At 70.6% G+C, this 26117-nt stretch carries 24 protein-coding genes, 1 pseudogene and 1 riboswitch; of the genes and pseudogenes, 15 read left to right on the plus strand and 10 right to left on the minus strand.

Going from position 1 to position 26117, the window contains the following annotated elements:
* The first annotated feature begins 45 nt into the window (after positions 1–45).
* Entirely contained in the window at positions 46–882 is an 837-nt protein-coding gene (gene whiG / locus ACIP63_RS13940) for an RNA polymerase sigma factor WhiG (RefSeq protein ID WP_033304072.1), read from the plus strand.
* 97 nt (positions 883–979) lie between these two features.
* Positions 980–1537, plus strand: a complete 558-nt coding sequence (locus ACIP63_RS13945; protein ID WP_401515136.1) for a TetR/AcrR family transcriptional regulator — start codon at positions 980–982, stop codon at positions 1535–1537.
* A gap of 155 nt (positions 1538–1692) precedes the next feature.
* On the opposite strand, the pseudogene ACIP63_RS13950 reads toward ACIP63_RS13945, so the two are convergent.
* Positions 1693–2142, minus strand: a pseudogene (locus ACIP63_RS13950) (peptidoglycan DD-metalloendopeptidase family protein); the annotation flags it as partial.
* A 277-nt stretch (positions 2143–2419) separates the two neighbouring features.
* On the opposite strand from ACIP63_RS13950, the gene rpsB reads away from it, so the two are divergent.
* From rpsB to ACIP63_RS14000, 10 genes are all read left to right on the plus strand, one after another.
* Positions 2420–3355 carry a 30S ribosomal protein S2 gene (gene rpsB, locus ACIP63_RS13955; RefSeq protein WP_104789440.1) on the plus strand — a complete coding sequence of 312 codons (936 nt, stop codon included), beginning with the start codon at positions 2420–2422 and terminating at the stop codon, positions 3353–3355.
* A 101-nt stretch (positions 3356–3456) separates the two neighbouring features.
* Complete coding sequence (gene tsf, locus ACIP63_RS13960; protein ID WP_401514786.1) at positions 3457–4293, plus strand: translation elongation factor Ts; 837 nt, start codon at positions 3457–3459, stop codon at positions 4291–4293.
* Between the two features lie 158 nt (positions 4294–4451).
* Positions 4452–5225, plus strand: a complete 774-nt coding sequence (gene pyrH, locus ACIP63_RS13965) for a UMP kinase (protein ID WP_104789442.1) — start codon at positions 4452–4454, stop codon at positions 5223–5225.
* Positions 5226–5340: 115 nt separating this feature from the next.
* Complete coding sequence (frr, locus tag ACIP63_RS13970) at positions 5341–5898, plus strand: ribosome recycling factor (protein ID WP_031100531.1); 558 nt, start codon at positions 5341–5343, stop codon at positions 5896–5898.
* Positions 5898–6986 carry a phosphatidate cytidylyltransferase gene (locus tag ACIP63_RS13975; protein WP_393763930.1) on the plus strand — a complete coding sequence of 363 codons (1089 nt, stop codon included), beginning with the start codon at positions 5898–5900 and terminating at the stop codon, positions 6984–6986. The genes frr and ACIP63_RS13975 overlap by 1 nt, the downstream gene beginning before the upstream one ends.
* 366 nt (positions 6987–7352) lie before the next feature.
* The gene (locus ACIP63_RS13980; RefSeq protein WP_401514790.1) at positions 7353–7880 is read left to right on the plus strand and encodes a hypothetical protein; all 528 of its coding nucleotides are present in this window, start codon (positions 7353–7355) and stop codon (positions 7878–7880) included.
* 83 nt (positions 7881–7963) lie between these two features.
* Positions 7964–9070 (plus strand): 23S rRNA (adenine(2503)-C(2))-methyltransferase RlmN, encoded by a 1107-nt coding sequence (gene rlmN / locus ACIP63_RS13985; RefSeq protein ID WP_401514792.1) that lies wholly within the window; start codon positions 7964–7966, stop codon positions 9068–9070.
* Positions 9071–9204: 134 nt separating this feature from the next.
* Positions 9205–9321: riboswitch (TPP riboswitch) on the plus strand.
* A gap of 73 nt (positions 9322–9394) precedes the next feature.
* A complete protein-coding gene (locus tag ACIP63_RS13990) occupies positions 9395–10489 on the plus strand; it encodes a thiamine ABC transporter substrate binding subunit (protein WP_401514795.1) in 1095 nt (364 codons plus the stop codon).
* Between the two features lie 44 nt (positions 10490–10533).
* Positions 10534–12147, plus strand: coding sequence for an ABC transporter permease (locus ACIP63_RS13995; protein ID WP_401515139.1), 1614 nt, complete (start codon positions 10534–10536; stop codon positions 12145–12147).
* A gap of 2 nt (positions 12148–12149) precedes the next feature.
* Positions 12150–13211 carry an ABC transporter ATP-binding protein gene (locus ACIP63_RS14000; protein WP_401514798.1) on the plus strand — a complete coding sequence of 354 codons (1062 nt, stop codon included), beginning with the start codon at positions 12150–12152 and terminating at the stop codon, positions 13209–13211.
* 139 nt (positions 13212–13350) lie between these two features.
* Here ACIP63_RS14000 and ACIP63_RS14005 read toward each other — a convergent pair whose 3' ends face one another.
* The 5 genes from ACIP63_RS14005 to ACIP63_RS14025 form a co-directional block, all read right to left on the minus strand.
* Entirely contained in the window at positions 13351–14469 is a 1119-nt protein-coding gene (locus tag ACIP63_RS14005; RefSeq protein WP_401514801.1) for an LOG family protein, read from the minus strand.
* A gap of 34 nt (positions 14470–14503) precedes the next feature.
* Entirely contained in the window at positions 14504–15667 is a 1164-nt protein-coding gene (locus ACIP63_RS14010) for a hypothetical protein (RefSeq protein WP_401514804.1), read from the minus strand.
* Positions 15649–16386 carry an ABC transporter ATP-binding protein gene (locus ACIP63_RS14015; protein WP_401514806.1) on the minus strand — a complete coding sequence of 246 codons (738 nt, stop codon included), beginning with the start codon at positions 16384–16386 and terminating at the stop codon, positions 15649–15651. The genes ACIP63_RS14010 and ACIP63_RS14015 overlap by 19 nt, the downstream gene beginning before the upstream one ends.
* Positions 16387–16612: 226 nt before the next feature.
* Positions 16613–17992, minus strand: coding sequence for an aspartate aminotransferase family protein (locus tag ACIP63_RS14020; RefSeq protein ID WP_401514808.1), 1380 nt, complete (start codon positions 17990–17992; stop codon positions 16613–16615).
* Complete coding sequence (locus ACIP63_RS14025) at positions 17977–18468, minus strand: Lrp/AsnC family transcriptional regulator (protein ID WP_187355837.1); 492 nt, start codon at positions 18466–18468, stop codon at positions 17977–17979. The genes ACIP63_RS14020 and ACIP63_RS14025 overlap by 16 nt, the downstream gene beginning before the upstream one ends.
* A 177-nt stretch (positions 18469–18645) precedes the next feature.
* Here ACIP63_RS14025 and ACIP63_RS14030 point away from each other — a divergent pair, with 177 nt between their 5' ends.
* The 3 genes from ACIP63_RS14030 (at position 18646) to ACIP63_RS14040 (ending at position 22077) form a co-directional block, all read left to right on the plus strand.
* The gene (locus ACIP63_RS14030; RefSeq protein WP_401514812.1) at positions 18646–20085 is read left to right on the plus strand and encodes a gamma-aminobutyraldehyde dehydrogenase; all 1440 of its coding nucleotides are present in this window, start codon (positions 18646–18648) and stop codon (positions 20083–20085) included.
* Positions 20086–20343: 258 nt separating this feature from the next.
* Positions 20344–21507 carry a PotD/PotF family extracellular solute-binding protein gene (locus tag ACIP63_RS14035; protein ID WP_401514814.1) on the plus strand — a complete coding sequence of 388 codons (1164 nt, stop codon included), beginning with the start codon at positions 20344–20346 and terminating at the stop codon, positions 21505–21507.
* 63 nt (positions 21508–21570) lie between these two features.
* Positions 21571–22077, plus strand: a complete 507-nt coding sequence (locus tag ACIP63_RS14040) for a hypothetical protein (protein ID WP_401514817.1) — start codon at positions 21571–21573, stop codon at positions 22075–22077.
* Positions 22078–22080: 3 nt separating this feature from the next.
* Here ACIP63_RS14040 and ACIP63_RS14045 read toward each other — a convergent pair whose 3' ends face one another.
* The 4 genes from ACIP63_RS14045 to ACIP63_RS14060 form a co-directional block, all read right to left on the minus strand.
* Positions 22081–23286 carry a serine hydrolase domain-containing protein gene (locus ACIP63_RS14045; protein WP_401514820.1) on the minus strand — a complete coding sequence of 402 codons (1206 nt, stop codon included), beginning with the start codon at positions 23284–23286 and terminating at the stop codon, positions 22081–22083.
* Between the two features lie 74 nt (positions 23287–23360).
* Positions 23361–24092 carry a response regulator gene (locus tag ACIP63_RS14050; RefSeq protein ID WP_401514822.1) on the minus strand — a complete coding sequence of 244 codons (732 nt, stop codon included), beginning with the start codon at positions 24090–24092 and terminating at the stop codon, positions 23361–23363.
* Entirely contained in the window at positions 24089–25300 is a 1212-nt protein-coding gene (locus ACIP63_RS14055; RefSeq protein WP_401514825.1) for a sensor histidine kinase, read from the minus strand. The genes ACIP63_RS14050 and ACIP63_RS14055 overlap by 4 nt, the downstream gene beginning before the upstream one ends.
* Positions 25300–26106: an SAM-dependent methyltransferase gene (locus ACIP63_RS14060; protein WP_401514828.1), complete on the minus strand. Its 807-nt coding sequence runs from the start codon at positions 26104–26106 to the stop codon at positions 25300–25302. Before ACIP63_RS14060 ends, ACIP63_RS14055 begins: the two co-directional genes overlap by 1 nt.
* Between the last annotated feature and the right edge of the window lie 11 nt (positions 26107–26117).

The following is a 26117-nucleotide window of genomic DNA, read 5'->3' on the forward strand; positions in this document are numbered from 1 at the left end:
GAGACACGTCCCAGCACTTCACGGCAGAACGGCTCAAGGCACCACATGCCCCAGCACACCTCCGGGTCTGACCGCGCGGCAGTACCACCGGCTGCGCGTGGCACTGTGCGTCCTCCCGCCCCCTCCTCGCTCGACGAGTTGTGGCGTTCGTACAAGACCACCGGCGACGAGAGGCTGCGGGAGCAGCTGATCCTGCACTACTCACCGCTGGTGAAGTACGTCGCCGGCCGGGTCAGCGTGGGGCTGCCGTCCAACGTGGAGCAGGCGGACTTCGTCTCGTCCGGTGTCTTCGGACTGATCGACGCCATCGAGAAGTTCGACATCGAGCGGGCCATCAAGTTCGAGACCTACGCGATCACGCGGATCCGTGGCGCGATGATCGACGAACTCCGGGCGCTGGACTGGATTCCGCGGTCCGTGCGGCAGAAGGCGCGCAACGTCGAGCGGGCCTACGCCACGCTGGAGGCGCAGCTGCGGCGCACCCCCTCGGAGGCCGAGGTGGCCGCGGAGATGGGCGTCGCCCTGGAGGAACTGCACGCGGTTTTCAGCCAGTTGTCGCTCGCCAACGTGGTGGCGCTGGAGGAGCTGCTGCATGTCGGCGGCGAGGGCGGCGACCGGCTGAGCCTGATGGACACCCTGGAGGACACCGCGGCCGACAATCCGGTCGAGGTGGCCGAGGACCGCGAGCTCAGACGGCTGCTCGCCCGCGCCATCAACACGCTCCCCGAGCGGGAGAAGACCGTGGTCACGCTCTACTACTACGAAGGCCTCACCCTCGCCGAGATCGGCAACGTCCTCGGGGTCACCGAGAGCAGGGTCAGCCAGATCCACACCAAGTCGGTGCTGCAGCTCCGGGCGAAGCTGGCCGACGCCGGACGCTGAACCCGAGCGGCTTCGGCCGGCCTTCCGCGGACGCGCACCCCCCTTCGAACCGGCTCCGCCGTAGAGTGGAGGGGTGCCCAGGATTCGAGCGGCCTCCGTGGCCGAGCACCGGACCATGCAGCGCGGCGCCCTCCTGGACGCCGCACGCTCCTTGCTGTCCGAGGGCGGTACGGAGGCGCTGACCTTCCCCGCCCTCGCCGAGCGCACCGGCCTCGCCAGGTCCTCCGTCTACGAGTACTTCCGCTCCCGAGCGGCCGTGGTCGAGGAGCTCTGCGCCGTCGACTTCCCGGTCTGGGCCGCCGAGGTCGAGAACGCGATGGAGCGGGCAGGCACGCCCGAGGCCAAGATCGAGGCCTACGTGCGCCGGCAGCTCGACCTCGTCGGGGACCGGCGGCACCGCGCGGTCGTGGCGATCTCCGCGAGCGAGCTGGACGCCGGCGCCCGGGAGAAGATCCGTGCCGCGCACGGCGGGCTGATCACCATGATCGTCGAGGCGCTCGCCGACCTGGGCCACACCGAACCCAGGCTCGCGGCCATGCTCCTGCAGGGCTCCGTGGACGCCGCGGTGCGCAGGATCGAGCTGGGCGCGGCCGAGGAGCCGGGCATCGTGGCGGACATTGCCGTGGCCATGGTCCTGCGCGGCGTCCGGGGCTGAGCGCGCCTCCTGTCCGTCTCCGGGAGCGGTACGCCGAACACCGGCAGCAGCCTGGAGGGCCCCCGTCGCAGCAGTGACGGAGGAAGCAGCGACAACGGATCCAGGTAGACCTCTCCGCGCCGCAGCCCCCAGTGCAGACAGCCGGTTGCGCAGTGGGACGGCTCCGGCCCGACGACCCCCACCACCTGCCCCGCGACCACCTCGTCGCCCTCGGAGACCCGCGCCCGCACCGGTTCGTACGTGAAGCGCAGCGGTGGGTTTCCGCTCCCGGCCACGTCGACGGAGACCACCCCGCGCCCCGCGACCGGTCCCGCGAAGGCGACCCGGCCGGGGGCCGCCGCCAGAACCGGGGTGCCCGGCGGGGCTGCGAGATCGACCCCGCGGTGGCCCGGCGCGTAAGGACCGGCGGGCGGTTCCCAGCCCCGTACGACCAGGGGCCGGCCCGCGAGCGGCCAGACGCGGTCACCCCCCGGCGGCGCCGCCCAGGCTCTCGCGGAGGCCGGTCCCAGCAGGACGGCGAGCAGCGTCGCGGGCAGCAGGGCGAGCAGGACGGCCACCCGTGCGATACGCGGCCGGCCGGTGGTCCTTCCAGGTGAGCGGCACATGACGCCACGATCTCCCGCAGGCCCGCCCCATGGGGATCATGGCCCGGATCTGTGGACGGCCGAGGGGTTGTGGACATCGCCGTCACCCTGGACCCGGCGGGTCCCGTACACTTCTTCTGGCGATCCGGGTCACCGGGTCGACTTCGCACGCCCCGCCACCTCCCTCTCTGCGGACGGTGGCCGCGCTCCTCGGTCCCTCGTGGCACGGCGCGTCGGGGCGTCAGGCGCGACAGCAATCCTGCGGTCGCGAAAACCGAGTACCTCAAGGAGTACGGCCATGGCCGTCGTCACGATGCGGGAGCTGCTGGAAAGCGGCGTCCACTTCGGTCACCAGACCCGTCGCTGGAACCCGAAGATGAAGCGCTTCATCTTCACCGAGCGCAACGGCATCTACATCATCGACCTGCTCCAGTCGCTGTCGTACATCGACCGCGCCTACGAGTTCGTCAAGGAGACCGTCGCCCACGGCGGCTCCATCATGTTCGTGGGTACGAAGAAGCAGGCCCAGGAGGCCATCGCCGAGCAGGCGACGCGCGTCGGCATGCCGTACGTCAACCAGCGCTGGCTCGGTGGCATGCTCACCAACTTCTCCACCGTCTACAAGCGCCTTCAGCGTCTGAAGGAGCTCGAGCTCATCGACTTCGAGGACGTGGCCGCCTCCGGCCTCACCAAGAAGGAGCTCCTGGTCCTCTCCCGCGAGAAGGCCAAGCTGGAGAAGACCCTCGGTGGTATCCGCGAGATGCAGAAGGTGCCGAGCGCCGTCTGGATCGTCGACACCAAGAAGGAGCACATCGCCGTCGGTGAGGCGCGCAAGCTCCACATCCCGGTCGTCGCGATCCTCGACACCAACTGCGACCCCGACGAGGTCGACTACAAGATTCCGGGCAACGACGACGCGATCCGCTCCGTCACCCTGCTCACCCGCGTGATCGCCGACGCCGTCGCCGAGGGCCTCATCGCCCGTTCCGGTGCCGCCACCGGTGACTCGAAGCCGGGCGAGAAGGCCGCCGGCGAGCCCCTCGCCGAGTGGGAGCGTGACCTTCTCGCGGGCGAGAAGAAGGACGACGCCGAGGTGCAGTCCTCCGCCGAGACCGAGAAGGCCGCCGACGCCGAGCCGGCCGCCGCCGCCGACGAGCAGGCTGCCGAGCAGGCCGAGGCTCCCGCCGCGGAGGCCCCGGCCGCCGAGGCCCCGGCCACGGACGAGCAGGCCTGACACCCGTCAGTCACGGCTGAATGACGGCGGGGGCCGGTGCATCGGCACCGCCCCCGCCGTTCACCCGTAGATCTTTCAGACTTCGAGAGAGAAACAGACTCATGGCGAACTACACCGCCGCTGACGTCAAGAAGCTCCGCGAGCTCACCGGCGCCGGCATGATGGACTGCAAGAAGGCGCTCGACGAGGCCGACGGCAACGTCGACGGTGCCGTCGAGGCGCTCCGCATCAAGGGCCAGAAGGGCGTCGCCAAGCGCGAAGGCCGTTCTGCCGAGAACGGTGCCGTCGTCTCCCTCGTCTCCGAGGACAAGACGTCCGGCGTCCTGCTCGAGCTGAAGTGCGAGACGGACTTCGTCGCCAAGGGTGACAAGTTCCAGGCCGTCGCCAACACGCTCGCCGCCCACGTCGCCGCGACCTCCCCGGCCGACATCGAGGCGCTCCTCGCCTCCGAGATCGAGCCCGGCAAGACCGTCCAGGCTTACGTGGACGAGGCCAACGCCAACCTCGGCGAGAAGATCGTCCTGGACCGCTTCGCGCAGTTCACCGGCGACTACGTCAGCGTCTACATGCACCGCACCATGCCCGACCTGCCGCCGCAGATCGGTGTCCTGGTCGAGCTGGACAAGGCCGACGCCGAGCTGGCCAAGGGCATCGCCCAGCACATCGCCGCCTTCGCCCCGAAGTACCTCTCCCGCGAGGACGTCCCGGCCGAGGTCGTCGAGGCCGAGCGCCGCGTCGCCGAGGAGACCACGCGCGCCGAGGGCAAGCCCGAGGCCGCCCTCCCGAAGATCGTCGAGGGTCGCGTCAACGGCTTCTTCAAGGAGGCCACCCTCCTCGGCCAGCCGTACGCGCTGGACAACAAGAAGTCCGTCCAGAAGGTCCTGGACGAGGCCGGTGTCACCCTGAAGCGCTTCACGCGCATCAAGGTCGGCATCTGAGTCCGTCCGCGAACAACGGTGGACCCCGATAGGGTCTGGTGCAGTCGACGGCCGCACTCAGCCGGACGACCGCAGATCTGACGAGGAGGCCATTGCCGCTGAGGGACAACAGACCCACCGGCAATGGCCTTCTTCGTATGTGCACGAGGAGAATCTCCATGAACAAGGGCGCGGACGCCACACAGGGTGACCACAAGCGCGACGACGCGATTTCCGGCCGCTTCATGCTGAAGCTGTCCGGCGAGGCCTTCGCCGGTGGCGGAGGACTCGGAGTCGACCCCGACGTCGTGCACGCCATCGCCCGCGAGATCGCCGCGGTCGTACGCGACGGAGCGGAGATCGCGGTCGTCATCGGCGGCGGCAACTTCTTCCGTGGCGCCGAGCTCCAGCAGCGCGGCATGGACCGGGCGCGGTCCGACTACATGGGCATGCTCGGCACCGTCATGAACTGCCTGGCGCTGCAGGACTTCCTGGAGAAGGAAGGCATCGACTCGCGCGTCCAGACCGCCATCACCATGGGCCAGGTCGCGGAGCCGTACATCCCGCTCCGTGCCGTGCGGCACATGGAGAAGGGCCGCGTCGTGATCTTCGGCGCAGGCATGGGCATGCCGTACTTCTCCACCGACACGACCGCCGCACAGCGCGCCCTGGAGATCGACGCCGAAGCGCTGCTGATGGGGAAGAACGGTGTGGACGGGGTCTACGACTCCGACCCGAAGGCCAACCCCGACGCGGTGAAGTTCGACGCCCTGGAGTACGGCGAGGTGATCGCCCGGGACCTCAAGGTCGCCGACGCCACCGCCATCACTCTCTGCCGTGACAACCAGCTCCCGATCCTCGTCTTCGAGCTGACCACGGAGGGCAATATCGCCCGCGCGGTGAAGGGTGAGAAGATCGGCACGCTGGTGAGCGACCGGAGCACCCGGGCCTGACGGCCCAGAAGATGGACAACGGCCTGCCGGTCGGACACCGTGCAGGTGAGGACGCGACGCAGGATCCGCAGGACCCGGCGATGCCGGTTCCGCTCAAGACACGCAGGAGCACGTGGTGATCGAAGAAATCCTCCTCGAGGCCGAGGAGAAGATGGAGAAGGCCGTCGTGGTCGCGAAAGAGGACTTCGCCGCGATCCGGACCGGCCGCGCGCACCCGGCGATGTTCAACAAGATCGTCGCCGACTACTACGGCGCGCTGACCCCGATCAACCAGCTCGCCTCGTTCTCGGTTCCCGAACCGCGGATGGCCGTGGTGACCCCGTTCGACAAGACCGCGCTGCGCAACATCGAGCAGGCGATCCGCGACTCCGACCTCGGCGTCAACCCGAGCAACGACGGCAACATCATCCGCGTGACGTTCCCCGAGCTCACGCAGGACCGCCGCAAGGAGTACATCAAGGTCGCCAAGACCAAGGCCGAGGACTCCAAGATCTCGATCCGCTCCATCCGCCGCAAGGCCAAGGAGTCGCTCGACAAGCTCGTCAAGGACAAGGAGTCCGGCGAGGACGAGGTCCGCCGCGCGGAGAAGGAGCTCGACGACACCACCGCGAAGTACGTCGCGCAGGTGGACGAGCTGCTCAAGCACAAGGAAGCCGAGCTGCTCGAAGTCTGATGAACGACTCTTCCTGGGGCGCCCCGCAGGGAGCCGGCTACCGGAGCGCGCCCGAGATGGGGGGCGCTCCGGCGGGTCCTGCATACGATGTGCACGGTGCCCAGCAGACTCGGCCCATGCCCATCGTGCCGGACGTTCCCGACGCAGGTAGAGACGCTGACGACCGCGACGACCGGAACGGGGACGCCGCGCGCGTCAGCGGCCCCCTGTTCCGTGACGAGAAGCCGCAGGAGCCCATGTCCACCCCGCTGCCGTCCCCGCCGCCGCCCAAGAAGCGGGCGGGGCGTGATCTGCGCGCCGCCATAGGTGTCGGTGTCGGTCTCGGTGCCCTCGTCATCGGCTCCCTGTTCATCGTCAAGGCGGTCTTCGTCGGCGTGGTCGTGCTGGCGGTGGTGGTCGGTCTCTGGGAGCTCACGTCCCGCCTCAAGGAGCGCAAGGGCATCAACGCCCCGCTCGTGCCGCTCGCCGTCGGCGGCGCCGCGATGGTGGTCGCCGGCTATGTGCGGGAGGCGGAGGGCGCCTGGGTCGCGATGGCGCTCACCGCCCTCGCGGTGCTCGTGTGGCGGATGACGGAGCCGCCTGAGGGGTACCTCAAGGACGTCACTGCGGGCGTCTTCGCGGTGTTCTACGTGCCGTTCCTGGCGACGTTCGTCGCGATGATGCTCACCGCGGACGACGGTGCCTGGCGTGTGCTGACCTTCCTCCTGCTGACCGTGGTCAGTGACACCGGCGCGTACGCCGTCGGCTGGCGCTTCGGCACGCACAAGCTGGCTCCCCGTATCAGCCCCGGGAAGACCCGCGAGGGCCTGTTCGGCGCGGTCGCCTTCGCGATGGTGGCCGGCGCCCTGTGCATGGAGTTCCTCATCGACGGCGGGAGCTGGTGGCAGGGACTGCTGATGGGCCTCGCCGTCGCCGCCAGCGCCACGCTGGGGGACCTCGGCGAGTCCATGATCAAGCGGGACCTGGGGATCAAGGACATGGGCACGCTGCTGCCCGGTCACGGCGGCATCATGGACCGGCTCGACTCGCTGCTGCCGAGCGCCCCGGTCGTATGGCTGCTGCTGGTGCTGTTCGTCGGCTCCGGCTGAGCGGAGCGCCGACTTCCTGAGTAGCTCTTCAGCGGGGCCCGCCGTCCACCGGACGACGGGCCCCGTCCGTGCGTTCTCAACGACGTCGGGGAAGCTTCCAGCCGGTCCTGCGGAGCCGGGGCGTCGTGTGCCCGCACTCCGTGCGGGACACCCGCGTGCACGGCGAGCGACACCCGTACCACCACCGCGGTGGTCAGGCTCCCGCAGCCGGGCCGCTGACGGGGCCCGGACCGAGGCGCGCGCACTCCCGCAGAGCGGATCCATGACCCGTGCGGGCCGGCCGCTCAGGTGGCGGCGGTGGACCGGGCCGGGCGGGGTACCCGAGGGATGACAGAGGGTGTCCCGTCGCCCCGGGGAGGACATGCCGTGCGTGCGTTGAAGCTCTGGCTCGACCGTAGTCTCGCCGCGCAAGCGGTGCTGATCTTCGTCCTCGGCGTGGGGGCGAACGCCCTGTTCCGCCGGGACGGGCACCTCGGCTGGTGGGTGATCCAGACAGCGGTCTTCACCGCCGTCGTCATCGGCATCATGGCTGCCCAGCGCCGCAGGAGCGGCCGTGCGGCCGGCGTCGACCCCCGCGGGATCGCCGAGCTCAACCGCCAGATCCGGCACCGCGAGGTGCCGAGCGACCCCGAGAAGCGGGCGACCATGCAGAAACTGGTCGCCGAGCAGCTGGGCAAGATGGAGCGGGGCGGCCGATGGCTTCCGTACTGGCTGGCCTGCATGGGCCTGATCGCGGCCGGCATGCTCGCGCTCGGAATCGTCACCGGCTCATTGGCCCTCCCGCTGATCTTCGTCGTCGGGGTGGCCGTGTTCTGCTCCTGGGTCTTCTGGATGCGCCGCCGTGCTCTGGAGCACCACCGTCACATGAGGTCCGCCCTGCAGGACCACGGCTGACGCGGGCCGTGCCGGCCCCCGGCGTACCGCACGTCCTCCGGCGGCCATGAGTACCTCGGCGTGTCTGCGACACTGGAAGAACCATGCCTAAGCCCGGAGAACTCACTTTCGTCGCGCCCCGTGGAGCCAAGCGGCCGCCGCGGCACCTCGCCGACCTCACCCCCGACGAGCGCAAGGAAGCAGTCGCCGCGACCGGCGAGAAGCCCTTCCGTGCCAAGCAGCTGTCGCAGCACTACTTCACGCGGTACGCGCACGACCCGGCGGAGTGGACCAACATCCCGGCCGCGTCGCGGGAGAAGCTCGCCGAGGCGATGTTCCCCGACCTGATGTCGGTGATGCGCCACATCAGCTGCGATGACGACACCACCCGCAAGACGCTCTGGAAGCTGCACGACGGCACGCTCGTCGAGTCCGTCCTCATGCGCTACCCGGACCGGGTGACCATGTGCATCTCGTCACAGGCCGGCTGCGGGATGAACTGCCCGTTCTGCGCCACCGGGCAGGCGGGGCTCGACCGCAATCTGTCGACCGCCGAGATCGTGCACCAGATCGTGGACGGCATGCGGGCCCTGCGCGACGGGGAGGTCCCGGGCGGGCCTGCGCGGCTGTCCAACATCGTCTTCATGGGCATGGGCGAGCCGCTGGCCAACTACAAGCGTGTGGTGGGCGCGATCCGCCGGCTGACCGACCCGGAGCCGGACGGCCTCGGGCTGTCGCAGCGCGGGATCACCGTGTCCACGGTGGGTCTGGTGCCGGCGATGCTCCGCTTCGCCGACGAGGGCTTCAAGTGCCGCCTCGCGGTCTCGCTGCACGCGCCGGACGACGAGCTGCGCGACACCCTCGTCCCCGTGAACACCCGCTGGAAGGTCGCTGAGGTCCTGGACGCCGCGTGGGAGTACGCGGAGAAGTCGGGACGCCGCATCTCCATCGAGTACGCGCTCATCCGCGACATCAACGACCAGGCCTGGCGGGGCGACCGGCTGGGCCGGCTGCTCAAGGGCAAGCGGGTGCACGTCAACCTCATCCCGCTCAACCCGACGCCGGGGTCCAAGTGGACCGCCTCGCGACCCGAGGACGAGAAGGCGTTCGTCGAGGCGATCGCCGCCCACGGGGTGCCGGTCACCGTCCGGGACACCCGCGGTCAGGAGATCGACGGCGCCTGCGGGCAGCTGGCGGCGTCCGAGCGCTGAGGCGGTCCCGCGCACGGGCGGGATCCGGCCGGTCCGGCGTGATCCGGCCGGTCCGGCGTGATCCGGCCGGTCCGGCGTGATCCGGCCGGTCCGGCGTGATCCGGCCGGTGTAGCCTGGCCGGGAAATCAACTTCATATTCCGACAGGGGAGCGCCACAGCGCTGAGAGTGCGGCACCGAGGACAGGTCGGCCGCAGACCCTCTGAACCTCGCCCGGGTCATTCCGGGTAGGAAGTTCGGACCTTACTCAAGCTGTTGCGCCCTGCCCGCTCGCCGAGCGGGCAGGGCCGCGTCTCTTCCTGGTCACCTCCAGGAGGACATCACCATGAACACCACGACGAAGTACGCGGCGACCGCGCTCGCCGCCGCGCTCGGCGTCACCGCGCTCGCGGGCTGCGGGGGCTCCGACGACAAGTCTTCCGGGGACACCGGAGCCGGTTCGAAGACCGTCACCCTCGTCAGCCACGACTCGTTCAACGCCTCGGACGCCGTCCTGAAGGCGTTCACCAAGGAGACCGGTTACAAGGTCAAGGTGCTGAAGAGCGGTGACGCCGGGGCAGCGCTCAACCAGGAGATCCTGACCAAGGGCTCCCCGCGCGGCGACGTGTTCTTCGGCGCCGACAACACCCTGCTCTCCCGTGCTCTGGACAACGGCCTGTTCACGCCGTACGAGGCGAAGGGCCTGGACCGTGTCGCGGCCGACACCCAGCTCGACGCGGACAAGCACCGGGTCACGCCCATCGACACCGGCGACATCTGCGTCAACTACGACAAGAAGTACTTCGCCGACAAGAAGCTCGACCCGCCGAACTCCTTCGACGACCTGCTGAAGCCCGCGTACAAGAACCTCCTCGTCACCGAGAACGCCGCGACCTCGTCCCCCGGCCTCGGCTTCCTCCTCGGTACCGTCGCCAGTCAGGGCGAGAGCGGCTACCAGGACTACTGGAAGAAGCTGAAGAGCAACGGCGTCAAGGTCGTCGACGGCTGGGAGCAGGCCTACAACGAGGAGTTCTCCGGCTCCGCGGGCGGCAAGAAGGCCAAGGCCGACCGGCCGCTCGTCGTCTCGTACGCCTCCAGCCCGCCCGTCGAGGTGCTGTACGCCGATCCGCGGCCCAGCGAGGCCCCGACCGGCGTCGCCGCCGGCACCTGCTTCCGGCAGATCGAGTTCGCCGGACTGCTGGACGGTGCGAAGAACGAGGCGGGTGGCAAGGCGCTCCTGGACTTCCTGATCAGCAAGCGGTTCCAGGAGGACATGCCGCTGAACATGTTCGTGAACCCGGTGGTGAAGGACGCGAAGCTGCCGGAGCTCTTCACGAAGTTCGGGGCCACCGTCGACAAGCCTGCGACCGTCGCCCCGGAGAAGATCGCCAAGAACCGTGAGCAGTGGGTCCAGTCGTGGTCCTCGCTCGTCGTGAAGTAGTCGCGCGGTCCCCGTGGAGGGGGAACGCGGTGCGGCTCGGTCTCATGGCCGTGCCCGTCGCGTTCTTCGCGCTGTTCTTCGCCTACCCGGTCGTCGCCATCGTCGGCCGGGGCCTGAAGACGGACGGAGACTGGCAGTTCGGCCGGATCGGCGCGGTACTGAGCCGGGCGGACATCCTCGACGTCCTCTGGTTCACGACCTGGCAGGCGCTCGCCTCGACCGCGCTCACCCTGCTGATCGCACTGCCCGGCGCCTACGTCTTCGCCCGCTTCGACTTCCCCGGGAAGCAGCTGCTGCGTGCCGTCGTGACCGTGCCGTTCGTCCTGCCGACCGTCGTCGTGGGCACGGCGTTCCTGGCGCTGCTGGGGCGCGGCGGGTTCCTCGACGAACTATGGGGGGTCCGCCTCGACACGACCGTGTGGGCGATCCTGCTCGCCCATGTGTTCTTCAACTACGCGGTCGTCGTACGGACCGTCGGCGGCCTGTGGTCCCAGCTCGACCCCCGTCAGGAGGAGGCCGCCCGGGTGCTCGGGGCCGGCCGCCTCGCCGCCTGGCGGCGTGTGACCCTGCCCGCGCTCGCCCCGGCCGTGGCCGCGGCGGCTCTGATGGTCTTCCTCTTCACCTTCACCTCCTTCGGCGTCGTCCAGATCCTCGGCGGTCCGGCCTACTCCACGCTGGAGGTGGAGATCTACCGGCAGACCGCCCAACTGCTCGACCTGCCGACGGCCGCCGTGCTGACCCTGGTGCAGTTCGCCGCGGTCGGCGGGATCCTCGCCGTCCACGCGTGGACCGTGCGGCGCCGGGAGACCGCGCTGAAGCTCGTCGATCCAACCCAGACCTCCCGCCGCCCGCACGGAGCAGGGCAGTGGGCGCTGCTCGGCGGGGTACTGCTGACCGTCCTGCTGCTGATCGTGGTGCCGCTCGGCGTACTGGTGGAACGCTCCCTGGACAGCTCGGGCGGCCACGGCCTCGGCTTCTACCGCGCGTTGCAGTCGGCCGACGCGAGCGGCTCCACCTTCCTGGTCCCGCCGCTCGACGCCATCGGGAACTCCCTGCGTTACGCACTGGTCGCGACCCTCATCGCCCTCGTCGTCGGCGGCCTCGCGGCCGCCGCCCTGACGCGGCGCGCCGGCCGGCTGGTGCGCGGCTTCGACGCCCTGCTGATGCTGCCGCTCGGAGTGTCCGCCGTCACCGTCGGGTTCGGCTTCCTGATCACGCTCGACAAGCCGCCGCTGGATCTGCGTACGTCCTGGATCCTCGTGCCGCTCGCCCAGGCGCTGGTGGGCGTCCCCTTCGTCGTACGGACCATGCTGCCCGTCCTGCGCGCGGTGGACGACCGGCTGCGGGAGGCCGCGGCGGTGCTCGGCGCGTCACCGCTGCGGGCCTGGCGGGAGGTCGACCTGCCGCTGGTGCGGCGGGCGGTGCTGGTGGCCGCAGGCTTCGCCTTCGCCGTGTCGCTCGGTGAGTTCGGTGCGACCGTGTTCATCGCGCGCCCCGACAACCCCACCCTGCCGGTCGCCGTCGCCAGACTGCTGGGGCGCTCGGGTGAGCTCAACTACGGCCAGGCGATGGCCCTCAGCACGATTCTGATGCTGGTCTGCGCGGTGTCGCTGCTCCTGCTCGAACGTATCCGTACCGACCGATCCGGGGAGTTCTAGAGATGCTGACAGTGGAGTCGGCCACCGTCCGGTTCGGGAAGAGGACCGCGCTGGACGCGGTGGACCTGGAGGTCGCGGACCACGAGATCGTCTGCGTGCTGGGCCCGAGCGGCAGCGGCAAGTCGACGCTGCTGCGGGCCGTGGCCGGGCTCCAGCCCCTCGACGGCGGGCGGGTGTTCCTGGACGGCGCGGACCAGGCACGGCTGCCGGTGCACCGCCGCGGGCTCGGCCTGATGTTCCAGGACCACCAGCTCTTCCCGCACCGGGACGTCGGCGCCAACGTCGCGTTCGGCCTGCGGATGCACGGTGTCACCCGCCCGGAGCGCGACCGCAGGACCGGTGAACTCCTGGACCTGGTCGGCCTGCCCGGAGCCGGGCGGCGGGCCGTCGCCGCCCTGTCCGGAGGCGAACAGCAGCGGGTGGCACTCGCCCGGGCCCTGGCGCCCCGCCCGAAGCTGCTGATGCTGGACGAACCGCTGGGCCAGCTGGACCGGAGCCTGCGCGAACGGCTCGTCGTCGAACTGCGCACCCTCTTCGGCCGGCTGGGCACGACGGTGCTCGCCGTCACCCACGACCAGGGCGAGGCCTTCGCGCTCGCCGACCGGGTCGTGGTCATGCGGGACGGCCGGATCGCCCAGGCGGGCACCCCGCTGGAGGTCTGGCAGCAGCCCGCGTCGGCGTTCGTCGCCCGCTTCCTCGGTTTCGACAACGTGGTGCACGCCACGGTCACGGGCACGGCCGCCGACACCGTCTGGGGCAAGGTCCCGGTGCCCGAGGACTCGCCGCAGGGCGAGTGCGAACTGCTCGTGCGGCCGGGCGGCGTCCGGATAGGCGACTCCAAGGAAGGCCTGCGCTGCACGGTGGGCGTACGCACCTTCCGCGGCCACCACGTCACCGTCATCCTGCGCCCCGACGACGGGCCGCCCCTGGAGGCGGAGTGCGCTCTACGGGACACCCCCGAGGAGGGGGCCACCGTGGGCGTGACCTTCGACCCGGCGGAGACGGTGGTCCTTCCCCCGGAGGACCCGGAGGACCCGGAGGACCCGGAGGCCCCGGAGGCGTAGGGCGCCCGGGCCCGGCGCTCACGCCCTCCGGCGCCGGTGGTTCTCCCGGCGTGCGACCACCGGACCCCGCTCGCACGTCAGGATCACCAGGACAGGAGCGCGCCCGCGGCTCGCCGCCGGTAAAGCCCCCCGGAGCGGGTCAGCCCGTCAGCCGGGCGAGCGCCCCGGCCGCCTCCTCCACCGTGTCGACGAGCGCGATACGCGACTCCATCGCACGGCCCGCCGCGAGCGCGCTCAGCAGCGGCCAGGCGGGCAGCTTCTCCGTCCAGTGCGCGCGGTCGACCAGGACCATCGGCGTGGGCGCGGAACGCGACTCGTAGTAGTTCGGCGTCGCGTTGTCGAAGATCTCCTGCACCGTCCCGGCGGCTCCCGGCAGGAAGATCACACCCGCGGTCGAGCGAGCCAGCAGCCCGTCCTCGCGCACCGCGTTCGCGAAGTACTTGGCGATGTGGTCCGCGAAGGCGTTCGGCGGTTCGTGGCCGTAGAACCACGTGGGGATCGCGACCGAGGACCCACCGTCGGGCCAGCGCTCCCGTACGGCGAAGGCCGCCCTGGCCCAGTCGGTGACCGAAGGGCTGAACGACGGTGCCGCGGCCAGGAGTTCGCAGGCCTTGACCAGCATGGCGTCGGAGTGCGGAGCCGCGTACGCCCCGAGGTTGGCCGCCTCCATGGCGCCCGGACCGCCGCCCGTCGCCACGGTCAGACCGCTGCGCGCCAGGTCCCTGCCGAGCCGGGCGGCGCCTCGGTACTCCTGCGAACCGCGGGCCATCGCGTGGCCGCCCATCACGCCCACCACCCGGGCTCCGACGAGGTGTTCGTCCAGCGCGTCGGAGACCGCGTCGTCGTGGAGCGCCCGCAGCATCGAGGCGAACACGTCGCCGTTCGCCTTGGTCAGCTGGAACCAGGCATACGCCCGCGCGTCGGGGGTCGCGGAGTAACCGCCCTCCGACAGGCCCTCGTACAGGGCGTCGGGGGTGTAGAGCAGCCCGCGGTACGGGTCGAAGGGGAGGCCGGGCACCGGCGGGAACACGAAGGCCCCGTCCGCGCGTACCTTCGCCTCGGCGCGCGGCTCCATGCGGCAGCCGAGGAAGACCGCGCCCCGGGTGCCGGTCGCGAGCAGTGCGCCGCTCCGGTCCGTCAGGTCGACGGACTGGACGCGGTGGCCGGCCAGGGTTCCGGCCGTGACCGCCAGGTCGAATGCGGTGAGCGTCTCTATCTCGACGCCGGGTGCGTACGTGTTCTCGTCCGGATTCTCCACGCCGCCATGCTACGTACCGCCCCGGCGGCTGCGGTCACTCCGTCAGAGGAAGTGCCGCAAGCTCCGCGATCGCCCAGGTCAGCGGGGCGAAGACGGCCAGCAGCACCAGCGCCCGCAGAGCGGCGGCCGTGCGGAGCGAGGAGGCCGGGGCGCCGAGCCGCAGCAAGGTCCTGGCCGTACGGGCACGGGCCTGCCTGGCCTCGAGCGCGGTCGTCAGCAGGGTCGCCATGGTGCAGCCGATGACGAGTACGGCGCCGAGCGCGGTGAGCGGGCCGAAGGGACGGGGTCCGTCGGTGTAGAGCACGGAGGCCGCGATCACCCCGGACAGCACCGCGCAGACGATTCCCAGCGGGCGGCCGATCCGGCACGCCTCGTCCATCAGGACCCGGCCCGCCAGCAGCCGTACGGCTCCCGGGCGCACCGCCTGGAGCATCCGCCCGCAGAGATGGGTGAGACCGGGCCCCGCCATGGCCAGCCCGATCGCGGTGAGGATCCAGCCCGCGAGCACGGCGGCCGGGGTGGAGTCGAGCCGGCCCGGCAGCGGGAACGGGCTGCCCGCCGAGCCCCGGCTCGCGTACGCCTCGACCGCGAGGCCGGCCGCGGTGAGCGCGACCCCCCACGGCAGCCCCTTCGGGACCGGGGCGGGCGCGAGGTCCTCCTCGGCCTCCTGGGCGTCGGACGGAGCGACCGGCCTGGAGCGCAGCGCGAGCCCGCCGGCCGCCGACGAGGCCAGCGGCACGAGGGCCAGCAGCGTGAGAGCCGCGGCGAGGGGCAGCGGGGTGCCCGCGCCCAGGAACTCCGCCGCGCCGCCGTCGAACGGCAGGCCGGTCAGATCGCCGCGCAGGTGCAGGAAGAAGAGCAGCGCCACCACCGAGCCCAGCGTGGTGGACACCGCCGTCGAGATCGCGGCCAGCAGGGCCAGCCGCGCCGGTCCGAGGCCCGCGGCGAAGAGCCCGGGCCGCGGGCGGGTGCTCGGATCCGTACGCGCGACCGCCACAGCGAACTGGACGGTCGCCGCGAGCGGAACGGCGCACCACAGCAGCCGCAGCACGGAGCTCGACGCGTTCGCCGGGTGCCCGGAGGCGTACCCCAGGGTGCACAGGAGCAGGAAGCCCACGCCCGCCGACGCGGCGGCGAGGAGCAGCCGCCGCATCAGGACCAGGGGGTGCGAGCCACGGGTCAGACGGAGAGCGAGCACGCCGAGCGGCCTTCCGTATCGGACGCGGCGGGCAGGGAGACGGTGGTGACGCGGCGGCCGTCCAGCAGGCCGACCACGCGGTCGGCGAGCCCGGCGACCTCCCCGTCGTGGGTGGCGAGCACGACGGTGATCCCGTGGGACCGCGCCGCCGTGGTGAGGGTGCGCAGGAGCTGGGTGCGCTCGGCGTGGTGCAGCGTCGCGGTCGGCTCGTCCGCGAAGATCACGGACGGCGACCCGGCCAGCGCACGGGCCACGGAGATCCGCTGACGCTGCGACTGGAGCAGGGTGTGCGGCCTCTTCTTGGCGAGCGGCCCGATGTCCAGGCGCTCCAGCCACTCCGTGGCGGCCTTCTTCGCCGCCCGGTGCGAGACGCCCCGCAGCAGCAGCGGCAGGGCGGCGTTCTCCCAGGTGCTGAGCTCGGGCACGAGCTGCGGCTCGGCCCCGATCCAGCCGAATCTCTCCCGGCGGAGCCGCTCGCGCAGCCGGGGGCCCATGGTGTGGACGGGCACGCTGTTGAACCAGACCTCGCCCTGCTCGGGCACCAGCTGTCCGGAGAGGCAGTGCAGCAGTGTCGACTTCCCGCACCCACGAGGTCCGGACACGGCGAGGACCTCACCGTCGCGGACACCGAGGGAGACACCACCGAGGCCCGGTGATCCGTTGTGGGAGTGGTGCAGGGAACGTGCCCAGATCACGTCGTTGTCGGGCGGGGCCACCATGGCGTACACCTCGGTTCGGATCAGATTTCCTGTCCCCGGGTACGGGGGGACGAATACAACGAGAAAAAAGCCGATCGGTCACTCGGCACGCTAGGCAGCCGGAGCGAGGTGTCGGGACAGTACGCGGCCCGGATGCTCCCTTCCCACTCGAACGGGTGCATCCGGGCCGTGTGGTCCGTATGGGACGGCTGCCGAAACCCTGGGCGGGGCAGCCGTTGTCAGTCGGTCAGAGCTTCGTCCAGGCCTCCGTCAGGACACCGCGCAGAATGCCCTCGATCTCGTCGAAGGTCGACTGGTCCGAGATCAGCGGAGGAGCGAGCTGGACGACCGGGTCGCCACGGTCGTCGGCCCGGCAGTAGAGGCCGTTCTCGTACAGCGCCTTGGAGAGGAAGCCGTACAGGACGCGCTCGGTCTCCTCGTCGGTGAACGTCTCCTTGGTGGCCTTGTCCTTCACCAGCTCGATGCCGTAGAAGAAGCCGTTGCCGCGGACGTCGCCGACGATCGGCAGGTCGTGCAGCTTCTGCAGCGTCGTCAGGAACGCGTTCTCGTTGTCCAGGACGTGCTGGTTGAGGCCCTCGCGCTCGAAGATGTCGAGGTTGGCGAGCCCGACCGCGGCGGAGACCGGGTGGCCGCCGAAGGTGTAGCCGTGCAGGAAGGTGTTGTCGCCCTCGTAGAACGGCTCGGCCAGCCGGTCGGAGATGATGCAGGCGCCGATGGGGGAGTAGCCCGAGGTCATGCCCTTGGCGCAGGTGATCATGTCCGGCACGTAGCCGAACTTGTCGCAGGCGAACATCGTGCCGAGGCGGCCGAAGGCGCAGATGACCTCGTCGGAGACGAGCAGCACGTCGTGCCGGTCGCAGATCTCACGGACGCGCTGGAAGTAGCCGGGCGGCGGCGGGAAGCAGCCGCCGGCGTTCTGGACGGGCTCCAGGAAGACCGCGGCGACGGTGTCCGGGCCCTCGAACAGGATCTCCTGCTCGATCTGGTCGGCGGCCCAGCGGCCGAAGGCCTCCGGGTCGTCACCGAAGAGCGGCGCGCGGTAGATGTTGGTGTTCGGCACCTTGTGCGCACCGGGGACCAGCGGCTCGAACGGTGCCTTGAGCGCGGGCAGTCCGGTGATGGAGAGGGCGCCCTGCGGGGTGCCGTGGTAGGCGACCGCACGCGAGATGACCTTGTACTTGGTCGGCTTGCCCTTGAGCTTGAAGTACTGCTTGGCCAGCTTCCAGGCCGTCTCCACGGCCTCGCCGCCGCCGGTGGTGAAGAAGACCTTGTTGAGGTCGCCCGGGGCGTAGTCCGCGAGCCGCTCGGCGAGCTCGACCGCCTTGGGGTGGGCGTACGACCACACCGGGAAGAAGGCCAGCTCCTGCGCCTGCTTGTACGCCGTCTCGGCGAGCTCGTGACGGCCGTGTCCGGCGTTGACGACGAACAGGCCGGAGAGACCGTCGAGGTAGCGCTTGCCCTTGTCGTCGTAGATGTAGGTGCCCTCGCCACGCACGATGGTGGGAACGGGCGCGTTCTCGTAGTCCGACATGCGGGTGAAGTGCATCCACAGGTGGTCGTACGCGGTTCGGCTGAGGTCCTTGCTCACGGCTATCGGGTTCCCCACATATAGGTCTGCTTCTTGAGCTTGAGGTAGACGAAGCTCTCGGTGGAGCGCACACCGGGAATGGCCCGGATGCGTTTGTTGATCGTCTCCAGCAGGTGGTCGTCGTCCTCGCAGACGATCTCCACCATGAGGTCGAAGGAGCCCGCGGTCATCACCACGTACTCGCACTCGGCCATGGCCGACAGGGCCTCGGCCACTGGGTCGAGGTCACCCTCGACGTTGATGCCGACCATCGCCTGACGCCGCAGACCCACGGTGAGCGGGTCCGTGACGGCGACGATCTGCATCACGCCCTGGTCCAGCAGCTTCTGGACGCGCTGGCGCACGGCGGCTTCGGAGAGGCCGACGGCCTTGCCGATGGCGGCGTACGGCCGGCGTCCGTCCTCCTGGAGCTGCTCGATGATTGCGAGGGAGACGGCATCGACCGCTGGTGCCGATCCGTTCCCGGTCCTGGAGTCTGCGCTGCGACTGGCCACACCCCCACTCTGCACCGGGCCTCGTCTGTCTGGCAAGCCCGAATCGATGAAATTCGTTGTCTGGGACTCTCAATCTCACTGAATCCGAAGTTCACGGCGGGTGGGTATGTCGAAAGCGTCACCCGACGGTCTAGGGTGGGAGTCTCACCCATCGGACAGCCGACAGGAGGGGTGGTTGTGACCACCGAGGTGCGCCGTCTGCGCAACTACATCGACGGAGAGTTCCGGGACGCCGCGGACGGGCGGACCATCGACGTGGTCAACCCGGTGACGGAAGAGGTCTACGCGACCTCGCCGCTCTCCGGGCAGGCCGACGTCGATGCCGCCATGGCCGCGGCGGCCGCCGCGTTCCCCGCCTGGCGCGATGTGACGCCCGCCGAGCGCCAGAAGGCACTGCTGAAGATCGCGGACGCCTTCGAGGAGCGGGCCGAGGACCTGATCGCCGCGGAGTCCGAAAACACCGGCAAGCCGCTGGGGCTCACCCGCACGGAGGAGATCCCGCCGGCGGTCGACCAGATCCGCTTCTTCGCGGGTGCCGCCCGGCTGCTCGAAGGCCGTTCGGCCGGCGAGTACATGGAGGGCCTCACCTCCATCGTCCGCCGCGAGCCCGTGGGCGTCTGCGCCCAGGTCGCACCGTGGAACTACCCGCTGATGATGGCCGTGTGGAAGTTCGCCCCGGCGCTCGCCGCGGGGAACACCGTCGTCATCAAGCCGTCCGACACCACCCCGGCGTCGACCCTGCTGATCGCCGAGATCATCGGGCAGATCCTGCCCAAGGGCGTTTTCAACGTCATCTGCGGTGACCGCGAGACCGGCCGGCTGATGGTGGAGCACCCGACCCCGGCGATGGCCTCCATCACCGGCTCGGTGCGGGCCGGCATGCAGGTCGCCGAGTCCGCGGCCAAGGACGTCAAGCGGGTCCACCTGGAGCTCGGCGGCAAGGCTCCCGTCGTCGTGTTCGAGGACACCGATCTCGCCAAGGCCGTCGCCGGCATCGCCGAGGCCGGATACTTCAACGCCGGCCAGGACTGCACGGCCGCGACCCGCGTCATGGTCCACGAGTCCATCCACGACGAGTTCGTCACCGCCCTCGCCAAGGCGGCGGCCGACACGAAGACCGGCCTGCCGGACGACGAGGACGTGCTGTACGGCCCGCTCAACAACGCCAACCAGCTGGCGCAGGTCAGCGGGTTCATCGAGCGGCTCCCCGCGCACGCCAAGGTGGAAGCGGGCGGTCACCGGGTCGGCGACAAGGGCTACTTCTACGCCCCGACCGTCGTCTCCGGTCTCCGGCAGGACGACGAGATCGTCCAGCACGAGGTCTTCGGCCCCGTCATCACCGTCCAGTCGTTCACGGACGAGGCCCAGGCCGTCGAGTACGCCAACGGTGTGGAATACGCCCTGGCCTCCTCGGTGTGGACCAAGGACCACTCCCGCGCGATGCGGATGTCCAAGAAGCTCGACTTCGGTTGCGTGTGGATCAACACCCACATCCCGCTCGTCGCCGAGATGCCGCACGGCGGATTCAAGAAGTCCGGCTACGGCAAGGACCTCTCCGCCTACGGCTTTGAGGACTACACCCGGATCAAGCACGTCATGACGTCGCTCGACGACTGACCCGCTTACGGCGGTGACCACGGCCCCGGGCTCCCCGCCCGGGGCCGTCCACGTGCCCGCGACCTCTTGCCCGGGGCCGTCCACGTGTCCGCGACCTCTTGCCCGGGGCCGTCCATGTCCATGACGGACGCCGCCCCGCCGTCGCCCGTCATGGACATGGTGTGCGGGCACGGCGGCCCGCGCTGGACGGTTGGTCCATTGTCCGCCGTGGCCGGCGAACGGCATCCTGCGCGGGTGCGCTCGATTCCGGACCACCTCATGTCCCGTCGTTCCCTGCTCCGCACCCTCGGCACGGGTGCGGCCGGCGCCGCTCTGACCGGCTGCGGAGTCCCCGCCGCCTATGTGGAGCCCGGTGACCGGTCGGGCCCCGACCGCTCGGACAGCGACCACTCGCTGCACTTCGCCAACTGGCCCCTCTACATCGACACCGACGACGAGGACGAGTCGAAGCGGCCCACGCTCGACGCGTTCTCGCGCCGGACCGGGATCTCCGTCACGTACACCGAGGAGATCAACGACAACGACGAGTTCTTCGGGAAGATCAGCCCGGCGCTGATGAACCACCGGCCCACGGGCCGGGACCTCGTGGTCATCAGCGACTGGATGGCCGCCCGGTTCGTACGGCTCGGGTGGGTGCAGAAGATGGACCGGGCGCGGCAGCCCCATGTCGCCAGGTACCTGGACCCGCAGCTGCGTTCGCCCGCCTTCGACGACGGCCGGCTGCACAGCGTCCCCTGGCAGTCCGGGATCACCGGCATCGCCTACAACCGCGCGAAGCTCGGCCGGGAGATCCGGCACACGAGCGAGCTCTGGGCGGACGACCTGCGCGGCAGGGTGACGCTGCTGTCCGGGCTCGACGAGGCGTTCGCGCTGCTGATGCAGGGCGACGGGGCAGACATCACCCGCTGGACCGCCGACGACTTCCACCGGATGTGCGAGCAGGTGGAGAAGCGTGTGAGGTCCCGCCACATCCGCCACTTCACCGGCAACGACTACATCAAGGACCTGGCCAACGGGGATGTGCTCGCCTGCCAGGCCTACTCCGGTGACGTCATCCAGCTCCAGGCCGACAACCCGGGCATCGAGTTCGTGGTGCCCGCCGAAGGCGCCGAGCTCTGGTCGGAGTCGCTCATGATCCCCAACCTCGCGGCCCACAAGCGCAATGCGGAGAAGCTCGTCGACCACTACTACGAGCCGGAGGTGGCCGCCGAACTGGCCACCTGGGTCAACTACGTCTGCCCGGTTCCGGCCGCCCGCGACATCCTCGCCTCCGCCAAGGACGAGGAGACTGCCGCGCTCGCCGAGGACCCCCTGATCTTCCCCGACGACGCCATGCGCGAACGTCTGGCCATCGCCCGTGACATCACCTCCGAGGAGCGCACCGGGTACGCGAAGAAGTGGAACTCCATCGTCGGCCTCTGAGCACCCGCGAAGCGCACCGGGCCCGACTTTTGAACGTGTTCATGATGGGCGTACGCTGCCGGCATGAGCGAGCGAGCCCTCTTGCGGCGCATACGCGTGTGGTTGGTCGTCTTCATCGTCTGTCTGGTGCTCAGCGGGCTGACCGCCTTCCCGCTGGTCACCGAACTCCACTGGGCCGAGGACCTGTTGGCGTCGTCCGCCTCTCCTGTCCCCGAGCACTTCCCGGCCCTGATGGAGTGGATCACCCGGGTCAGGACCGGTCTCGACGAGGCGGACGCGAACTATCCCTTCGTGCTGTACGGCACCGACTGGCTGGCCTTCGCCCACCTCGTCATCGCGGTCGCCTTCTACGGCCCTTACCGCGACCCGGTCCGCAACATCTGGGTCATCGAGTTCGGGATGATCGCCTGTGCCGGGATCATCCCGCTCGCCCTGATCTGCGGACCGATCCGGGACATCCCCTTCTGGTGGTCCGTCATCGACATGTCCTTCGGTGTCTTCGGAATCATCCCGCTGCTCGTCGTCCGCCGCATGATCAAGCGCCTGGAGGCGGTGGCCGTGACGGCGTGACGCTCACCCGGCCGGCGGGGCCCCGAAGGCCGCCACCACGATGTCCATCGCCGTGGCGTTCATGTCCTGGCCCTTCGCGTCGGTGGAGTTGACGCTGTACACCAGTGTTCTGGAGAGATCGCGGGTGGCCGCCATCACCGTGTTGTAGCCCCAGCGGCCGCCCGTCTTCCCCCACACCTCACGCCCGCCCAGGGTCAGCGCGCTCAGCCCCGCGCTGTACTGGGCGGGCGCACCCGTCAGGTACGTACGCACCGAGGAGGCGGGCAGCGTGAACATCTCCTCCAGCAGAGGGCCACGCACGACCCTCCCGGTGAACAGCGCACGGGTGAAGCGCTCCAGGTCGGCCGTGGTCGAGACGATGTCCCCGGCCGCCCAGGCGTCGGTCACACCCCACACCGTCACGTCCCGCAGCTCCGTGCCGCCGCCCGGGGTGCCGAAGAGCTGATACCCGTGGTTGTGCGGACCCCGGATCCCCGGGTCGGTGCCGGGGAACGACGTGGAGCGCAGGCCCAGGGGGCGCAGGATGCGCTCGCCCACCTGATGGGCGTACGAGTCGCCGGTCACCTTCTCTATGAGCAGCCCCAGCACCGTGTAGTTGATGTTGAGGTAGTGCTGGCTCCGGCCGGGTGCGAACTCCGGGGCCTGCGCCATGGCCGAGGAGACCATCCCGCGCGGTGTGTGCGGGTCGAAGCGGTGGGCGTACGCCTCCTCCAGGGTCTTGCCGGGCATCTGAGCGGCCGGTATCCCGCTGGTGTGATCGAGCAGCTGCCGGACGGTCACACGGCCGTAGGCCGCCGGGATCAGGTCCGGGAGGTAGTGCCTGGCCGTGCGGTCGAGGTCCAGCTTCCGCTCGCCGGCCAGCTGCAGCGCCGTGGCGGCGGTGAAGACCTTGGTCACCGACCCGGCCCGGAAGCGCCCCGCCGGGTCGGCCGGGCGGTTGGAGACGAGATCGTGTACGCCTGAGCTCCCACGCCAGCTGCCGTCGGTGCCGCCGACCCGCACGAGGGCGGCGGTGGCATCGTCGGCGGGCAGCCCGGCGATCGCCGCGCCCAGGGCTTCGGCGTCCGCCTCGGGGACGGTGCGCGTGCGGTCGTCGCCCGCGTGCGGCGCGGTGGCGGTGGTGTTCGCGAACGCGGCCGGAGCGGCGGGCCCCGCGGCGATACCGAGGACCAGGGCAGCGGCCAGGAGTGTGCGGGCACGGGAGTTCATGGGATGCCTCCGGGAGAGATGAAGTCCGTAACTGCTCGATGGCTCCATCCTGTTGATCCGGAGTCCCCGGCGGATCACCCGAGCGAGGGGTCCTGGGAGGGAGACCGCCTCCCCCGAGCGGGGGAGGCGGCAGAGGCCCCTCCCTCGGGCGAGGGAGCGACGAGCCCTGTTTCGTAGGCGCAGATGACGGCCTGGATGCGGTCTCTCAGGCCCAGCTTGGACAGCACGTTGCCCACGTGGGTCTTCACCGTGTGCTCGCTGACCACCAGCGCCGCGGCGATCTCGGCGTTGGAGAGCCCGCGCGCCAGGTGGAGAAGAGTCTCCCGCTCCCGGGCGGTGAGCACGTCCAGCCGGTCCGATCCCATGGGCGAGCGGCCGGGAGACGGCCGTGAGGTGTACTCGGCGATCAGCCGGCGGGCCACGGACGGCGCGACCAGCGACTCCCCGGCCGCGACCACCCTCACCGCGTGCACCAGATCGTCCCGCCGGACGTCCTTCAGCAGGAACCCGCTCGCGCCCGCGTGCAGCGCCTCGTAGACGTACTCGTCCGAGTCGAAGGTGGTCAGCATCACCGTGCGGCAGTCGCTCCGGGCGCTGATCGCCCGGCAGGCCTCGATGCCGTCCATGACGGGCATCCTGATGTCCAGCAGCGCGACGTCGGGCCGCAGTCCGCGCACCGCGTCGAGCGCCTGCGCGCCGTCCCCCGCCTCGGCGAGCACCTCTATGTCCGGCTGAGCGTCCAGGATCATGGCGAAACCGCTGCGCACCAGCTCCTGGTCGTCCGCCACCACCACGCGGATCGTCAACTCCCCACCCCCTCGGGCGAGGGTACAAGGGGCGGCGAGGGCTCGAGGGGCAGGACCACGAGCACCTGGAACCCTTGGCCGCCCGGCCCCGCCCCGGCCCGAGCCGTCCCCCCGTGAGCGGCGGCCCGCTCCCGGATGCCGACCAGGCCCAGGCCGGTGGTGGTGCCCGGGCCCCGCCCGTCGTCCGTCACGGTGACGGTCAGCCCGGCCGGGGAGTGGTCCAGTTCCACCGTCACACGGCTCGCACGGGCGTGTCTGACGACGTTCGTCAGTGCCTCCTGGACGATCCGGTAGACCGTGGCCTCGGTGTCCTGGGGCAGCGGCCGCGGCCGGCCCGTCACCGTGTACGTGACCTCCGGTCCGCCGGAGCGGACCCGGTCGAGCAGGTCCGGGAGCTCCGCCGGCGCGGGCTGCGGGGCTCGCGGCGCAGGCAGGTCTCCGGGGCCGTCCTCCCGCAGCACCCCGAGCATGCGGCGCAGCTGCACCATCGCGTCCCTGCCCGTCTCCGAGATGGCGTCGAACGCCGCCTCCGCGCGGTCGGGCGCCGTGCGCACGGCCACCGGACCGGCCTCCGCCTGCACGATCATCAGACTCACCGCGTGGGAGAGGATGTCGTGCATCTCCCGGGCGATCCTCGCCCGCTCCCGCGCGGCCGCCTGTTCGGCCTCGATCCGGTGGGTCACCTCCAGCTGCCGGGCCCGGTCCTCCATCGCCCGGATGTACGCCTTACGGGTGTGGGTGAACCGTCCGAAGGCGTACGCGGCGGCGAAGACGAACAGGGAGAACAGCAGCTCCCTGGCCTCGCCGGTGTTCCACGCCACCGACGGGAACACCGCCGTCATCACCAGTACGGCGACCGCCATCCGCCGCCGGGGCGGGGACAGCTCGGCCACCGTGTAGAACGCCACCAGCCCGGTGTACGGGAGGGGCTGGCCCGGGCCGTCCACGGTGAACCTGTACGCGGCGCCCGCCGCGAGCACCGCGACCAACGCGGCGACGGGCGCACGCCGGCGGGCCACCAGCGGCAGCACGGTCAGCGTCGTCAGCCCGTACGCCGCCCAGGTGGCCGGCGGCAGACCGGCCGAGCGGGGCACCACGAACGGCATGGTCACCGCGGCCTGCACCAGCAGCACGATGCCGATGTCGGTGGCCCAGGCCCCACGCGGAACCCATCGCGCGCCCGGTCTCCGTACGACGGGTCTCACCATCAGGGCTTCCGGCCCACCGCGCCGAACTGGGCGACCTCGGGGGTCCGGCCCGCGTGGCCCGCCCGCCAGCGGGAGCAGGACACGATGCCCGGCTCCAGGATGTCCAGGCCGTCGAGGAACGAGGCGAACTCGAAACGGCTGCGAGCCGTGATCGGCGGGGTGGCGTTCTCGTTCCAGAAGCGCATCGCGGCCTCGTTGCCCTCGCCGCCCAGCTCCAGCGTGGGATGGGTGAGCACCAGATGGCTGCCGGACGGCAGGGCGTCCATCAGCTTCGTCACGATGTCCCGCGCCTCGTCCGTGTCCAGGACGAAGTTGAGGATGCCCAGCATCATCACCGCGACCGGGCGCCGGAGGTCCAGGGTCTGTCCGGCCGCGCGCAGGATGTGCTCCGGATCCCGGGCGTCCGCGTCGATGTACTCGGTGGCACCCTCCGGCGAGCTGCTGAGCAACGAGCGCGCGTGCGTCAGGACGATCGGGTCGTTGTCGACGTAGACGACCCGTGCGTCCGGCGCGGTGTGCTGGGCGACCTCATGGGTGTTGTCCGCGGTCGGGAGCCCGGTGCCTATGTCCAGGAACTGGCCGATCCCCGCGTCACCTGCCAGATGGCGCACCGCCCGGCCCAGGAACGCCCGGTCCGCGCGGGCCACTTCGCCGATGCTCGGATACATGCCGGTGACCCGGTCGCCCACCGCGCGGTCGACGGGGTAGTTGTCGCCGCCGCCCAGCCAGTAGTTCCACACCCGGGCGTTGTGGGCGATGTCGGAACGTACACGGGAGGGTGCGGTGGGACGGCCGGGCTCGGTCACGTCTGCTCCTG

This window comes from Streptomyces sp. NPDC088746 (assembly GCF_044751065.1).
Taxonomy (GTDB): domain Bacteria; phylum Actinomycetota; class Actinomycetes; order Streptomycetales; family Streptomycetaceae; genus Streptomyces.